The 13,057-nt window shown below is 70.2% G+C and carries 16 protein-coding genes; 9 read left to right on the top strand and 7 right to left on the bottom strand.

The window, feature by feature from the left end:
• Positions 1-36 precede the first annotated feature (36 nt).
• Genes zwf through OHA18_RS33350 form a run of 4 tightly spaced genes read left to right on the top strand, consistent with a single transcriptional unit; the run spans position 37 to position 4,343 of the window.
• Entirely contained in the window at positions 37-1,587 is a 1,551-nt protein-coding gene (zwf, locus tag OHA18_RS33365; RefSeq protein WP_328999329.1) for a glucose-6-phosphate dehydrogenase, read from the top strand.
• A complete protein-coding gene (locus OHA18_RS33360; RefSeq protein WP_328999328.1) occupies positions 1,584-2,747 on the top strand; it encodes a glucose-6-phosphate dehydrogenase assembly protein OpcA in 1,164 nt (387 codons plus the stop codon). Before zwf ends, OHA18_RS33360 begins: the two co-directional genes overlap by 4 nt.
• On the top strand, positions 2,744-3,493 hold the full coding sequence (pgl, locus tag OHA18_RS33355; RefSeq protein WP_328999327.1) for a 6-phosphogluconolactonase: 750 nt from the start codon (positions 2,744-2,746) through the stop codon (positions 3,491-3,493). The genes OHA18_RS33360 and pgl overlap by 4 nt, the downstream gene beginning before the upstream one ends.
• A gap of 49 nt (positions 3,494-3,542) precedes the next feature.
• Positions 3,543-4,343 carry an isocitrate lyase/PEP mutase family protein gene (locus tag OHA18_RS33350; RefSeq protein WP_328999326.1) on the top strand — a complete coding sequence of 267 codons (801 nt, stop codon included), beginning with the start codon at positions 3,543-3,545 and terminating at the stop codon, positions 4,341-4,343.
• On the opposite strand, the gene OHA18_RS33345 is transcribed toward OHA18_RS33350, so the two are convergent.
• Complete coding sequence (locus OHA18_RS33345; protein ID WP_328999325.1) at positions 4,340-4,732, bottom strand: NAD(P)-binding domain-containing protein; 393 nt, start codon at positions 4,730-4,732, stop codon at positions 4,340-4,342. The genes OHA18_RS33350 and OHA18_RS33345 overlap by 4 nt on opposite strands.
• Positions 4,733-4,784: 52 nt before the next feature.
• Here OHA18_RS33345 and OHA18_RS33340 point away from each other — a divergent pair, with 52 nt between their 5' ends.
• The 3 genes from OHA18_RS33340 to OHA18_RS33330 are packed head-to-tail and all read left to right on the top strand — an operon-like array spanning position 4,785 to position 5,797.
• Positions 4,785-5,219, top strand: a complete 435-nt coding sequence (locus OHA18_RS33340; protein WP_328999324.1) for a VOC family protein — start codon at positions 4,785-4,787, stop codon at positions 5,217-5,219.
• The gene (locus OHA18_RS33335) at positions 5,134-5,343 is read left to right on the top strand and encodes a winged helix-turn-helix transcriptional regulator (RefSeq protein WP_328999323.1); all 210 of its coding nucleotides are present in this window, start codon (positions 5,134-5,136) and stop codon (positions 5,341-5,343) included. The genes OHA18_RS33340 and OHA18_RS33335 overlap by 86 nt, the downstream gene beginning before the upstream one ends.
• Before the next feature lie 49 nt (positions 5,344-5,392).
• Complete coding sequence (locus tag OHA18_RS33330; RefSeq protein ID WP_328999322.1) at positions 5,393-5,797, top strand: SRPBCC family protein; 405 nt, start codon at positions 5,393-5,395, stop codon at positions 5,795-5,797.
• Here OHA18_RS33330 and OHA18_RS33325 read toward each other — a convergent pair whose 3' ends face one another.
• Positions 5,798-7,318: an ATP-binding protein gene (locus tag OHA18_RS33325; RefSeq protein ID WP_328999321.1), complete on the bottom strand. Its 1,521-nt coding sequence runs from the start codon at positions 7,316-7,318 to the stop codon at positions 5,798-5,800.
• 68 nt (positions 7,319-7,386) lie between these two features.
• Here OHA18_RS33325 and OHA18_RS33320 point away from each other — a divergent pair, with 68 nt between their 5' ends.
• Positions 7,387-8,202, top strand: coding sequence for an LLM class F420-dependent oxidoreductase (locus tag OHA18_RS33320; protein ID WP_328999320.1), 816 nt, complete (start codon positions 7,387-7,389; stop codon positions 8,200-8,202).
• Between the two features lie 55 nt (positions 8,203-8,257).
• Complete coding sequence (gene def, locus OHA18_RS33315; RefSeq protein WP_328999319.1) at positions 8,258-8,863, top strand: peptide deformylase; 606 nt, start codon at positions 8,258-8,260, stop codon at positions 8,861-8,863.
• Position 8,864: 1 nt separating this feature from the next.
• Here the strand turns inward: def and OHA18_RS33310 are convergent, their stop codons facing one another.
• Genes OHA18_RS33310 through cobT form a run of 5 tightly spaced genes read right to left on the bottom strand, consistent with a single transcriptional unit; the run spans position 8,865 to position 13,032 of the window.
• Positions 8,865-9,410 (bottom strand): phosphotransferase-like protein, encoded by a 546-nt coding sequence (locus OHA18_RS33310; RefSeq protein ID WP_328999318.1) that lies wholly within the window; start codon positions 9,408-9,410, stop codon positions 8,865-8,867.
• Positions 9,389-9,916 carry a GNAT family N-acetyltransferase gene (locus OHA18_RS33305; protein ID WP_328999317.1) on the bottom strand — a complete coding sequence of 176 codons (528 nt, stop codon included), beginning with the start codon at positions 9,914-9,916 and terminating at the stop codon, positions 9,389-9,391. Before OHA18_RS33305 ends, OHA18_RS33310 begins: the two co-directional genes overlap by 22 nt.
• A 10-nt stretch (positions 9,917-9,926) precedes the next feature.
• On the bottom strand, positions 9,927-10,736 hold the full coding sequence (locus OHA18_RS33300) for a TrmH family RNA methyltransferase (RefSeq protein WP_442914430.1): 810 nt from the start codon (positions 10,734-10,736) through the stop codon (positions 9,927-9,929).
• Positions 10,727-11,971, bottom strand: coding sequence for a uroporphyrinogen-III C-methyltransferase (cobA, locus tag OHA18_RS33295; RefSeq protein WP_328999315.1), 1,245 nt, complete (start codon positions 11,969-11,971; stop codon positions 10,727-10,729). Before cobA ends, OHA18_RS33300 begins: the two co-directional genes overlap by 10 nt.
• On the bottom strand, positions 11,968-13,032 hold the full coding sequence (gene cobT, locus OHA18_RS33290; protein ID WP_328999314.1) for a nicotinate-nucleotide--dimethylbenzimidazole phosphoribosyltransferase: 1,065 nt from the start codon (positions 13,030-13,032) through the stop codon (positions 11,968-11,970). Before cobT ends, cobA begins: the two co-directional genes overlap by 4 nt.
• Positions 13,033-13,057: the final 25 nt, after the last annotated feature.

The following is a 13,057-nucleotide window of genomic DNA, read 5'->3' as shown; positions in this document are numbered from 1 at the left end:
GTTCACGTAGCTCCACATCTCGGAGGGATACGGCACATGACCGCTGAGCTCGACGAAGAGCCGGCCGGCCCGGTGAATCCGTTGCGGGACCCGCAGGACCGGCGGCTGCCGCGGATCGCCGGTCCGTGCAGCCTGGTGATCTTCGGTGTCACCGGCGACCTGGCCCGCAAGAAGCTGATGCCGGCGGTCTACGACCTGGCGAACCGGGGGCTGCTGCCCCCGGGTTTCGCGCTGGTCGGATTCGCTCGTCGCGACTACACCAACCAGGACTTCGCCCAGATCGTGCACGACTCGGTGAAGGAGCACGCCCGGACCCCCTTCCGCGAGGAGGTCTGGCAGCAGCTCTCCGAGGGCTTCCGGTTCGTGCCGGGCGACCTGACCGACGATGTGGCGTTCGAGCGGCTGCGCGAGACGGTCGACGAGCTGGACGTCACCCGCGGTACGGGCGGCAACCACGCGTTCTACCTGTCGATCCCGCCGGGGCTGTTCCCGGAGGTCGTGCGGCAGCTGTCCGAGCACGGGCTGACCGACGAGAAGCCGGGCTCGTGGCGGCGGGTCGTGATCGAGAAGCCGTTCGGCCACGACCTGAAGAGCGCCCGTGAGCTGAACCGCGTGGTCGAGTCCGTGTTCCCGCCCGAGGCGGTGTTCCGGATCGACCACTACCTGGGCAAGGAAACGGTCCAGAACATCCTGGCGCTGCGGTTCGCGAACGAGATGTTCGAGCCGATCTGGAACAGCAACTTCGTCGACCACGTGCAGATCACGATGGCCGAGGACATCGGCATCGGCGGCCGCGCCGGGTACTACGACGGTATCGGCGCCGCCCGCGACGTGATCCAGAACCACCTGCTCCAACTGCTCGCGCTGGTCGCGATGGAGGAGCCGGTCAGCTTCGATGCCTGGTCGTTGCGCCAGGAGAAGAAGAAGGTGCTCAACGCCGTCCAGCTGCCGGAGCGCCTGGATCTGCACAGTGCCCGCGGTCAGTACGCCTCCGGCTGGGCAGGTGGCGTCAAGGTCAAGGGCTACCTGCAGGAGGACGGCATTCCGGCCTCGTCGGCGACGGAGACGTTCGCTGCACTGCGGGTCGACGTCGACACGCGTCGCTGGGCGGGCGTGCCGTTCTACCTGCGGACCGGCAAGCGGCTCGGCCGGCGGGTGACCGAGGTCGCGGTGATGTTCAAGCGCGCGCCGCACCTGCCGTTCACCAAGACCGAGACCGAAGAGCTCGGCCAGAACGCGCTCGTACTGCGGATCCAGCCGGACGAGGGCATCACCATCCGCTTCGGCGCCAAGGTGCCCGGGACGACGATGGAGATCCGCGACGTGAACATGGACTTCCAGTACGGCGGTTCGTTCACCGAGTCGTCCCCCGAGGCGTACGAGCGGCTGATCCTCGACGTACTGCTCGGCGATCCGCCGCTGTTCCCGCAGCACACCGAGGTCGAGCTCGGCTGGAAGATCCTCGACCCGGTGCTGGACTACTGGGCCCGCCACGGCAAGCCGGAGCAGTACCCGTCCGGCCATTGGGGTCCTGACTCGGCGCACGAGATGCTCGCCCGCGACGGACGTGCCTGGAGGCGGCCATGATCATCGACCTGACCGACACGACGTCGAGCGAGATCGCCTCGGCGCTGCTGAAGGCCCGCCGGCACGCGGGATCGCCGGCCATGGGCATGGTCGGCACGATCGTGGTCGTCGTCGACGAGGCGTCGCACCACGACGCGATGAAGGCCGCGAACGAGGCCGGTCGCGAGCACCCGTCCCGGGTCCTGGTCGCGATCCTGCGGCCCGGCCGCGGACCGTCCGGGCTGGACGCCGAGGTGCGGGTCGGCGAGGGCATCCCGGGTGAGGCGGTGCTGCTGCGGCTGCACGGTGAGCTGGCCAAGGTGCCGGAGTCCGTGATCACGCCGCTGCTGCTGCCCGACTCCCCCGTCATCGTCTGGTGGCCGGGTGGCGGGCCGAAGGTCCCGGCCGACGACCCGCTGGGCCGGCTCGGTCGCCGTCGGGTGACGGATGCGGCCGCAACGCGCCGGGCGTCGGTGGACTTCACCGCGCGGGCCGAGGGCTACAAGCCTGGCGACACCGACTTCGGGTGGACGCGGTTGACGCCGTGGCGGGCGCTGATGGCCGCGGCCCTCGACCAGTACCCGACGAAGGTGACCGGGGCCGAGGTCGCGGCAGCCAAGGGGAACCCGAGCGCCGACCTGATGGCGGCGTGGCTGCAGTCGCGGCTCAAGGTGCCGGTCGAGCAACGGAATTCGAAGGGTCCGGGGGTGACGTCCGTGCGGCTGTTCACGCCGTCGGGGCCGATCGCGCTGACGCGGCCGGACGGTGCGATCGCGACGTTCAGTGTGCCCGGGCAGCCGGATCGGCCGGTGGCGTTGAAGCGTCGTACGACGTCGGAGCTGCTCAGCGAAGAGCTGCGGCGGCTCGACCCGGACGACGTGTACGCGAAGACGCTCGCGTGCATGGTCGAGCGGGACAGCATGCCGGCGGAAGCCAAGAAGGTCGACGCGGTGGACCGGAAGTCGACGGCGGCGAAGGTCACCGCGGCGGGCAAGAACGTCGTCGCCGCGCAGAAGCAGCCGGCCGCGAAGAAGGCCGCGGCCAAGAAGGTCGTTGCCGGCAAGACCGCCCAGAAGAAGGCCGCCCAGAAGACCGCTCAGAAGGCCCCGGCGAAGAAGTCTGCGGCGAAGAAGAGTGTGGCCAAGAAGACGGTGGCGAAGAAGGCGGCGGTGAAGCGATGACGGTCGATCCGGAACTGCTGATTCATCGCGATGCCGACGATCTGGCGTTCTCGGTCGCGGCCCGGATGATCACGGCGATCACCGATGCCCAGAGCACCGGCGGCGTCGCGGAGGTCGTGCTCACCGGTGGCCGCGTGGCCGCGCGGATCTACCGGGCGGTCGCGGAGTCGCCGGCCCGCGTGGAGGTCGACTGGCAGCGGGTCGAGTTCTGGTGGGGCGACGAGCGGTTCCTGCCGCCTGGCAACCCCGAGCGCAACGAGACCCAGGCTCGCGACGCCCTCCTCGCCCACGTCGACGTCGACCCCGCTCGCGTCCACCCGATGCCCGCCGACACCGGGCAATCGGCCGAAGCAGCCGCCGACGCGTACGCCACTGAACTCGCTGCCACCATCTCGGCGTTGAACGACGAGAAGCGTCGCGCCGTACCGGCGTTCGACGTCCTGATGCTGGGTGTCGGGCCGGACGGGCACGTCGCGTCGTTGTTCCCGGGCTACCCGCAGCTCGCGGTCACCGACGTGTCGGCGGTCGCGGTGCACGACTCCCCCAAGCCGCCGCCGACCCGGGTCTCGCTCACGCTCCCGGCGTTGGACCGCTCCCGTGAGGTCTGGTTCGTCGTCTCCGGCGACGACAAGGCCGACGCGGTCGCGACGGCGCTGGCCGAAGGAGATGTCCCAGCCGCCCGGCCGAAGGGGCGGAACCGCACCCTGTGGCTGCTGGACGAAGCCGCAGCGTCGAAGCTGACCTAGGCTTGATGGTTCGGTGTGGGCCGAAGAGCCGGGGTGACAGACTCGGGGCATGACGTTTCGCGAGCTGCACGCAGATCGTTTCGTGATGCCGAACGCCTGGGACGCCGGGAGCGCGGTGATCCTCGCGGCGGCCGGGTTCCCGGCGATCGCGACCACCAGTGCGGGGATCGCGTTCTCGATGGCGAAGGGCGATCACACCCTGCCCGACGGTGCGCCGGCGGTCTCGCGGGAGGCGATGTTCGAGCGGGTCCGCGAGATCGCGGCGGCGAGCGCCGTACCGGTGAACGGGGATCTCGAGGACGGGTACGGCGCTGAGCCGGCGCGGGTCGCGGAGACGATCACGCTGGCCCGCGAGGCCGGGCTGGCCGGCGGGAACATCGAGGACTACGACGGGCGGGAGCTGTACGACGTCGAGCTCGCGGTCGAGCGGATCGTCGCCGCGCGGGAGGCAGCGGGCCCGGACTTCGTCCTGACGGCGCGGACCGACGGTCAGTTGCTGCGTACGCCGACATCGCTGGCGGACTCGATCGATCGCGCCAACCGATTCCGTACGGCGGGCGCCGACTGCCTGTACGTGCCCGGGGTGAACGACCTGGACGCGATCCGCACGCTGGTGCAGGAGATCGACGGACCGCTCAACGTGGTGATCGGCCTTGGTACGTCGACGCTCACCGTCGCCGACCTCCAGTCCGTCGGAGTGACCCGGATCAGCCTCGGCGGAAGTATCGCGCGGGCGGCGCTCGGGTTCGTCCGCCGGAGCGCGGAGGAGCTGGCGACGAAGGGCACGATCACCTTCGCCGCCGACCAGATCCCCCAGGCCGAGCTCAACCAGCTCTTCGCCGCAAACTAGCCGGGACGCACAGCGCCGAAGGCCGCAGCCAGCGGCGGGAACATGCCGCGTACGTCTCCCCCGCCGACCCAGATGCCGATCGCCAGCGCGGCCGTTGCCTCTAGCAACTTCGCTCGTACCGAACCGCCCGCGGCCACCGGCACACACCCGATGTCCCGCACCAGCTCCGCGACGACCTCCACACCGTCATCGGCCGGTACGGCGAGCAGCACCACCTCGCCGTACGACGCAGCCTCCACCAACGATCCCGCCACCGCACCGATTCGCTTGGCCACCTCCGCGGCCCGCTCCGGATCGCGGCCGCCGATCATCACGTCGTGGCCTGCCTTGACCCATTGCCCGGCGAGCGCTTCGGCCATCAGACCGTTGCCCAGTGTTCCTATTCGCATGGACCGACCGTAGCCAGTCCGATGCGCACCATCTGGTGTCTATGCTGGCCCGATGGCAGCCGTCAAGCAGTTCCAGGTCACCTTCGACTGCGCGGATCCCGAGCGCGTCGCTCGCTTCTGGTGCGAGGTGCTGGGGTACGTCGTACCGCCGCCGCCGGAGGGGTTCGCCAGCTGGGGCGAGTTCGATCGGTCGCTGCCGGCCGAGAGTCAGGGTGCGGCGTTCGCCTGCATCGACCCGACCGGGGTCGGCCCGCGGTTGTTCTTCCAGCGCGTCCCCGAGGGCAAGGTCGTGAAGAACCGGGTGCACCTCGACGTCCGGGTCGGCACCGGGCTCGTGCGTGAGGCGCGGCTGGCGGTCCTCGAGGCCGAATGCGTCCGGCTGGAAGCGCTCGGCGCGGTCCGTGGGCAGCTGCTGCGGTACGACGGCGTCAACGAGTCGTGCCAGAACATGCAGGACGTCGAGGGCAACGAGTTCTGTCTCGACTGAGGCGCCGCCGCGCGTCGAGTACTCGCTGACGACCGCCGGCAAGGACCTGCTGGTCCCGATCCGCGCGCTCGGCGACTGGGCCGCCGTTTACGCCGACCAGCTCCCGACCGAAAGCAAACCGTAAACGCCTCCAGGCACTGTGTTGGAACCAACCGATTCTGGAGGTTCCGATCATGTTCACGTTGCAGCAAGTCGTCGATGCGCCGCCCGCCGAGGTCGTCCGCGCGTTCACCGAGGCCGAGCCGTTCGCCGCGTGGTTCCTGGCCGAAGGGTTCACCACACCGTCCGACCGCGCAACGCTCGACGTCCGGCCGGGCGGCCTGATCTCGGCGGTCTTCGTCGGCGAGGGTGATGTCGAGGTCCCGTTCACCCTCCGGTACGGCGACCTGGACCTCCCGCGTCACCTGGTCCTGTACTTCGACGACCCCGCGGAAGAGATCACCGTCGACCTGTCAGGGTTGCCTGACGGGAAGACCCGGCTCGACTACCGCAGCGTCGGCCTGACCGACGAACAGGAGGTCCCGATCAAGCCCGGCGTCGCCACCATGCTCAACCACCTGGCGGCCTACTTCAGCTGATCATCCCCGGTAGATCCCAGGCACCGGCCCGCCCCTCGGCAGCACACCGGGCCCCGCCCCCGGTCCGGCCAGCCCCGGCGCTGGTCCCGCCCCTGGTCCCGGCGGCTCATCGGACGCCGCCTGGTCGCCGTGCAGATCGTCGCCTGTCGCGCCGAGCAGGCGACGGGTCAGCGCGTCGCGCGACGACAGCAGCTCCGCGACGGCGGCCCGGAGATGATCCGCTCCTGGCGCCTCCCCCGCCTCCGCAGCGAGCAGCACCGTCCGGCGTACCAGCTCCTTCATGAACGACGCCGTCGTACCCGCCGTCTGGTCGACGATCTCGTCCACCAGTTCGGTCGGCAGTTCCAGCGCCGGCCCGTACAGCCGCAGCAGTCGCGCCCGCCCCTCGGCGTCCGGCAGCGGCACCTCAACGGCCATGTCCACCCGCCCCGGCCGCTGCATCAGCGCCGGCTCCAGCAGGTCCGCCCGGTTCGTGGTCAGCAGGAACGCAACATCGGCGTCCTGCGCCAGCCCGTCCATCTCGTTCAGCACCTGGAACAGCAGCGGGTTCTCCGAACCATGGGTGTAGTCCCGCGCCTCGGCCACCAGGTCACAGTCCTCGAGTACGACGAGAGCCGGCTGCAGCATCCGCGCCAGCGCACACGCCTGGGAGATGAAATGGATGCTCGTCCCCGCCAGCAGCACGACCGTGAACTCCGGCAACTGCGACAGGACATACCGTATGGTATGGGTCTTCCCGGTCCCGGGCGGGCCGTACAGCAGCACGCCCCGCCGCAGGTGCTGCCCCGCGGCCAGCAGCGTCTCGCGGTGCGCGGCGATCCCGACGACCTCCCGCTCGATCCGTTCGAGCACGCCCGCCGGCAGTACGACGTCCGCCCGCGTGATCCCCGGCCGCGGGTGCAACCGGAACGGCCCGACGCCCTGCCCGAACTCGTGCCCCTCGAACGACACCACCTTGCCCCGGAATACGTTGTGCTCCCGGATCAGCTCCGGCAGCGCCCCGAGGAACCGGTCGCCGGCCGCCTTCTCCACCGCGAGGATCTCGAGGTCCACGCTCGACCGCCCGTACTGCGGGTTCGCCGCCCGCAGCAAGGCGACGTACCGGTCCTCGCCCCGCACCCCGAGGTAGAACCCGAACGCGACGCAGTCCATCTCCTCGTCGACATCGATCTGCAGCCGCTGGTAGTCGACCGCGCCGATCCCGAACCGGTCGTACTCCGCCAGCTCCAGCAGCTCACCGAGCGAATGATGACCGCGGTTCGACCCCGCCAGCCCGATCACCTCGAACGAGTCGAACCACGCCTCGACCGCCCGCTGCACGTTCGGCAAGTCGTACGGCGGGAAGCTCGACGACACCACCGGCACCTGCTCGGGATCGACGCCGAGATGCGCCCGGAGCCGGTCCCGCAGGCTCTCGCGGCTGCTCCGCGGCCCGCGTGGCTGCATCCGCTCCAGGAACCGCGTGAACAGCCGCGCGAACTCGTCGACATCGGCCTCGTGCTCAGATCCAGCGTCGGGCATCTCGCCGTACCTCCCTTGTTCCGGACCTATCCGGAGGGTCCTCCGTAACGGCGGATAGGATCTTCACCATGACAGCTTCCGAGTCCACCGACCGTCCGTACGGCGCCTTCCCGGTACGGATCGGTCTGCAGGTCCAGCCCCAGCACGCGCAGTACGCCGACATCCGGCGTACCGTCGCCGCGGCCGAGGAGATCGGCATCGACGTCGCGTTCAACTGGGACCACTTCTACCCGCTCAGCGGTGAGCCCGAGGGCCTGCACTTCGAGTGCTGGACCATGCTCGCCGCCTGGGCCGAGGCGACCGAGCGGGTCGAGATCGGCGCCCTGGTCACCTGTAACTCCTATCGCAATCCCGACCTGCTCGCCGACATGGCGCGCACGGTCGACCACATCAGCGAGGGCCGGCTGATCTTCGGCATCGGCTCCGGCTGGTTCGAGAAGGACTACGACGAGTACGGCTACGAGTTCGGTACGGCGGGCGGCCGGCTGGACGCGCTCGGCGAGGCGCTGCCGCGGATCGAGGCGCGCTGGGAGAAGCTCAACCCGAAGCCGACCCGGGACATCCCGGTGCTGATCGGCGGCGGCGGCGAGAAGAAGACGCTGAAGCTGGTCGCGCAGCACGCGAACATCTGGCACGGCTTCGGTGACGCCGAGACGATCGCGCACAAGCACGCGGTCCTGGACGAGCACTGCAAGACGATCGGCCGCGACCCGGGCGAGATCGAGCGTTCGGTGGGCGTCGGCGACAAGCGGCCGGAGGACGTCGGCAAGCAGCTGCTCGACGTCGGCACCCGGCTGTTCACCGTGCACGCCTCCGGCCCCGACTACGACCTCGGCCTGCTCCGCGAGTGGGTCAGCTGGCGGGACGAGGTCAACGCCAAGTAAGTCTGCGCCGGGTGGCCGTCAGCTGCGGCCACCCGGCTGCCCTAAACTTTTCGGCATGTCTACGTTGCCTGGGAACGGTTCGGTGCGGCCTATCACCCGTTGGGGTGCGGACGTCATGCATCGGGTCAACAAGCCTGTCACCGACTTCGGGGACGAGCTGCAGACGCTCGTCGCCGACATGGTCGCGACGATGAGCGCTGCCGAAGGCGTGGGCCTGGCCGCGAACCAGGTCGGCGTCGACCTGCAGCTGTTCGTGTTCGACTGCCCCGACAAAGAGGGCAACCGGGTGCAGGGCGTCGTGTGCAACCCCACCCTCGAGCTGCCGGAGGGCAAGGACCGCAACCTGGACGAGGGCGACGAGGGCTGCCTGTCGCTGCCCGGCGCGTTCACCAAGTGCGCCCGGCCCGACTTCGCGAAGGTCACCGGCGTCGACCAGCACGGCGAGCCGGTCAGCTTCGAGGGCAACGGCCTGCTGGCCCGCTGCCTCCAGCACGAGACCGACCACACGCAGGGCACGGTGTTCGGCGACCGCGTGTCCCGCAAGTACCGCAAGCGCCTGTTCGGCGAGGCCGAGGAGTTCGCCCCGGACTACCCGGCCGACTGGCCGGTGTCCCCGATGATCGAGCACGAGGACGAGCACGAGGACACGCCCGCCACCTGACCTACCAGCGGGCCTTCTCCAGGTCGATCTCGTTGACCGTCTGGGCCGGGGACTGGCCGGTGGTGTCGATCCACAGGCCCCGGCGTGGGATCTCGTCGAGTCCCTTCTGCAGTTCGCGGACGCCGTCCTCGAGCGAGGGTCCCCAGTCTCGGTACGCGTTGCTGCCGCGCCCGATCTCCCGCTCGACGATCGACTCGACCGACGGCACCAGGACGACGAGATAGGTGTCGACGCCCCGCAACTGCGAGAACCACCGCTCGACGTGCTCCCCCAGCACGATGTCGCTGCACACGAAGTCGAATCCGTTGTCCGCGTAATGCTGCGCCACCAGTGCGCTCGCGTCATACCGCAGCTCCAACTGTCGGACGGCCTCCGCGGACGGCTCCGGCGTCATGATCTCCGCGCCGGCGACGACGCCGCGGTAGAACACGTCCCCGTCGAGTGTCGCCGCGGGCGGGCCCATCCGCGCGGCCAGCAGCGGCGCGATCGTGGACTTCCCGGCTGCCTGCATTCCGGTGACGAGTACTACCTTCTGCTTGCTTTCCATGCCTCCGCCGTCAGCGAGTAGATGGTGGCGTCGAACGGTACGCCGTCGTCCAGCAGCACCGCCTCGTGGTCGAAGCTCATACCGAGCCGGCGCATGACCGCGATGCTACGGACGTTCGGCGTATCGGTCACCGCAATAATGCGCGGCAGACCGAGCGTCGCGAACCCGTGCTCCAGCCAGGACGCCGCGGCCTCGGTCGCGTACCCGTGCCCCCAGTGCTCGCGGGCCAGCCGCCAGCCGATCTCGAGGTCGTCCGGGTACCACTGCTCGCGGCTCAGCCCGGCAGCGCCGAGGAAGACCCCGTCCGACCGTCGCTCGATCGCGAGAAAGCCGAAGCCTTCCCGTTCGTAGAGGGCGTTCACATCCGCCGCGATCTCGTCGCAGTTCTCCCGATTCAGCGGCTCTCCGAGGTACTGCGTGACGTCGGGGTCGGCGTTCAGCGCTGCCCACGGATCCAGGTCGGTGTCGCGGAATGGACGCAGTACCAGGCGTTCCGTCGTACGCATGGCTCCCCCCTCAGCGTGTGGCGTAGAACGCTACTGCTGCTGAGGATGCCACGTTGAGGGAGTCGACGCCGCCTCCCATCGGGATGCGCACGGTCAGGTCTGCCTGTTCGAGCACGTGCGGTTTGAGACCGTGGCCTTCGGTGCCGAAGATCAGCGCGAGCTTGTCGTCCTTGCGGTCGGCCAGCTCGTCGAGCGTGATCGAGTCGTCGGCGAGCGCCATCGCGGCGGCGACGTACCCGTTGTCCTGGAGCAGCCGCAGATCGCCCGGCCAGCTCTGCAGACGCGTCCACGGGACCTGGAAGACGGTGCCCATCGAGACCTTGATCGACCGTCGGTACAGCGGGTCCGCGCACGTCGGCGTCACCAGCACGAGACCGACACCGAGCGCGGCCGCGGCCCGGAACCCGGCGCCGACGTTGGTGTGGTCAACGATATCGTCGAAGATCGCGATCCGCCGTACGTCGTGGTTCAACAGCTCGGTCAGCGGTACGGCGGCGCGGCGCTTGTACGACGCCAGCGCGCCGCGGTGCACGTGGAATCCGGTGACCTGCTTGGCCAGCTCCTCGGACACGACGTACACGGGCTTGTCCGGCCACTTCTCCAGGACGTCCTGCAACGAGTCCAGCCAGCGCGGCGCGAGCAGGAACGACCTCGGTTCGTACCCGGCGTCCGCGGCCCGCCGGATCACTTTGTCGCCCTCGGCAATGAACAGCCCGTGCTCCTCCTCGAGCAAGCGCCGCAGACTGACCTCCCGCAACCGGACGTAGTCGGCCAGCCGCTCGTCCGCCGCGTCCTCGACGGCAACCAGCGTCACGCCGATCCCGCCCCGCCCTGCCCCGCTGCCCCGTCCCGTGCCTGCGCCGCCACGTCCACCACGTTGCCGATGACAACGATCGCCGGAGCGCCGACGCCCTCGTCCTTCATCGCCTGAGCGATCCCCGCCAGGTCCGAGGTGACCATCCGCTGCCCGGGAAGGGTGCCGTCGGCAACCGCCGCCGCCGGGGTCTGCGCCGGACGTCCGCTCGCGATCAACCGCTCGGTGATCGCCGGCAGGTTCTCGACCGCCATCAGCAGCACCAGGGTCCCGTGCAGCTGCGCCAGCGCGTCCCAGTTGACCAACGAGTCCGGGTGCGACGGCGGGATGTGCCCCGAAACCACCGTGAACTCGTGCGTCACCCCGCGATGCGTGACCGGGATCCCCGCCACCGCGGGTACCGAGATCGAGCTAGTGATCCCCGGCACCACGGTCCACGGCACGCCGGCCGCGGCGCACGCCAGCGCCTCCTCGAACCCGCGGCCGAACACGTACGGATCCCCGCCCTTGAGCCGTACGACGACCTTCCCGGCCCGCCCGCGATCGACCAGGATCCGGTTGATCTCCTCCTGCTGCGCTGCCCGCCCGCGCGGCAGCTTCGCCGCGTCGAACAGCTCCACGTCAGGATGCAACTCGTCCAGCAACTGCTGCGGCGCCAGCCGATCCGCCACCACCACGTCGGCCTCGGCCAGCAGCCGCCTCCCGCGCACCGTGATCAGATCCGGATCGCCCGGTCCCCCACCGACCAGGTACACCCCCGGTCGCCGATCGACGTCCCGCGCGGCCAGCTCACCGGTCCGCAACCCTTCCAGGATCGCGTCCCGTACGGCGGCGGACCTGCGGTGATCGCCTCCGCCGAGGACGCCGATCGTCACGTTGTCGTGCTGCCCGGACGCCGGCGTCCACGCGGTCGCCCGGGAACGGTCGTCGGAACGCACGCAGAAGATCCGCCGCTCCTCCGCCTCGGCCGACACCTGATCGTTGACGGCGGCATCGTCCGTCGCGACCACGACGTACCAGGCGCCGTCGAGATCGCCGTCCTGGTACCCGCGCTCGATCCAGGTCAGCGCGGTGTTCCCGAGGAGGCCCTCGATCGTCGGCGTGATCGACGGCGAGATCAGGTCGATGCGCGCGCCGGCCTCGAGCAGCCGCGGCAGCCGGCGCTGGGCGACACCGCCACCGCCCACGACGACCACGCGCCGCCCGTCGAGGACGAGGCCGGACAGGTACTGATGGGTCACTGACCGATCCCCGCGTCCTCGAACGTGGCCATCTCGGCGAGCGCGCGAACCGCGCAGGTCAGGATCGGGTACGCGAGCACCGCACCGGTCCCCTCGCCGAGCCTGAGATCGAGGTCGACGAGTGGCTGGAGGCCGAGCTTCTTCAGCGCCACCGCGTGACCGGGCTCGGCGGACCGGTGGCCGGCGACGCAGTAGTCGACGACGGCCGGGTGGAACGCCTGCGCGACAAGCGCGGCCGCACCGGCGATCACGCCGTCGAGGATGACCGGTGTGCGGTTGGCGGCCGCGCCGAGGATGTACCCGGCAAGAGCGGCATGCTCGAGGCCGCCGTACGCCTGGAGCGCCTTCAGCGGATCGGTCGACGGTACGTCGTGCAGCGCGAGCGCCGCCCGTACGACAGATGTCTTGTGTGCCAGCGCAGCGTCGTCGATGCCCGTACCGCGGCCGGTGACGGCGTCGGCGGTCGCTCCGGTGAAGGTCGCGATCAGCGCCGCGGAGGCAGTCGTGTTGGCGATGCCCATGTCGCCGGTCAGGAGGCAGCGGTACCCGTCCTGGATCAGCTTGTCCGCGAGCTCGAACCCGACCGCGATCGCCGCGCGCGCCTCGTCCTCGGTGAGGGCGTCGGTCTGCGAGAGATCGCGGGTGCCCGGGCGGACCTTGGCGTGGACGATGTCCAGCTGCTCCACCGGCGTCGCGACGCCGACGTCCACGACCCGTACGTCGACCCGGTTGTTGGCCGCGAACGCGTTCACCGCGGCGCCACCGGCGGCGAAGTTCGCGAGCATCGCGGCCGTCACCTCCTGCGGCCACGGCGAGACGTTCTGCGCGTGGACGCCGTGATCCGCCGCGAAGACCGTCACCACGGCCGGCTGCGGCACCTGCGGCGGGCAGGTCCCGGTCATCCCGGCGACCCGCACCGACAGCTCCTCCAGCACGCCGAGCGACCCGGCCGGCTTCGTCAGCTGCGCGTGCCGCTCCTCGGCCGCCCGCATCGCCGCCACATCGGCCGGAGCGATCCGCTCCAGGTACTCCTCCAGCGCGCCGTCCACCGCGTCCTCCATCGGTTCCCGCCGGTCCACTCCGGCG

This window comes from Kribbella sp. NBC_00709, from assembly GCF_036226565.1.
GTDB lineage: Bacteria > Actinomycetota > Actinomycetes > Propionibacteriales > Kribbellaceae > Kribbella.
This window is presented reverse-complemented; position numbering and strand designations above follow the sequence as displayed.

Coding starts and splice junctions, on each gene's coding strand:
- zwf (WP_328999329.1), top strand. CDS start 37: ATGACCGCTGAGCTCGACGAAGAGCCGGCCGGCCCGGTGAATCCGTTG.
- OHA18_RS33360 (WP_328999328.1), top strand. CDS start 1,584: ATGATCATCGACCTGACCGACACGACGTCGAGCGAGATCGCCTCGGCG.
- pgl (WP_328999327.1), top strand. CDS start 2,744: ATGACGGTCGATCCGGAACTGCTGATTCATCGCGATGCCGACGATCTG.
- OHA18_RS33350 (WP_328999326.1), top strand. CDS start 3,543: ATGACGTTTCGCGAGCTGCACGCAGATCGTTTCGTGATGCCGAACGCC.
- OHA18_RS33345 (WP_328999325.1), bottom strand. CDS start 4,732: ATGCGAATAGGAACACTGGGCAACGGTCTGATGGCCGAAGCGCTCGCC.
- OHA18_RS33340 (WP_328999324.1), top strand. CDS start 4,785: ATGGCAGCCGTCAAGCAGTTCCAGGTCACCTTCGACTGCGCGGATCCC.
- OHA18_RS33330 (WP_328999322.1), top strand. CDS start 5,393: ATGTTCACGTTGCAGCAAGTCGTCGATGCGCCGCCCGCCGAGGTCGTC.
- OHA18_RS33325 (WP_328999321.1), bottom strand. CDS start 7,318: ATGCCCGACGCTGGATCTGAGCACGAGGCCGATGTCGACGAGTTCGCG.
- OHA18_RS33320 (WP_328999320.1), top strand. CDS start 7,387: ATGACAGCTTCCGAGTCCACCGACCGTCCGTACGGCGCCTTCCCGGTA.
- def (WP_328999319.1), top strand. CDS start 8,258: ATGTCTACGTTGCCTGGGAACGGTTCGGTGCGGCCTATCACCCGTTGG.
- OHA18_RS33310 (WP_328999318.1), bottom strand. CDS start 9,410: ATGGAAAGCAAGCAGAAGGTAGTACTCGTCACCGGAATGCAGGCAGCC.
- OHA18_RS33305 (WP_328999317.1), bottom strand. CDS start 9,916: ATGCGTACGACGGAACGCCTGGTACTGCGTCCATTCCGCGACACCGAC.
- cobT (WP_328999314.1), bottom strand. CDS start 13,032: ATGGAGGACGCGGTGGACGGCGCGCTGGAGGAGTACCTGGAGCGGATC.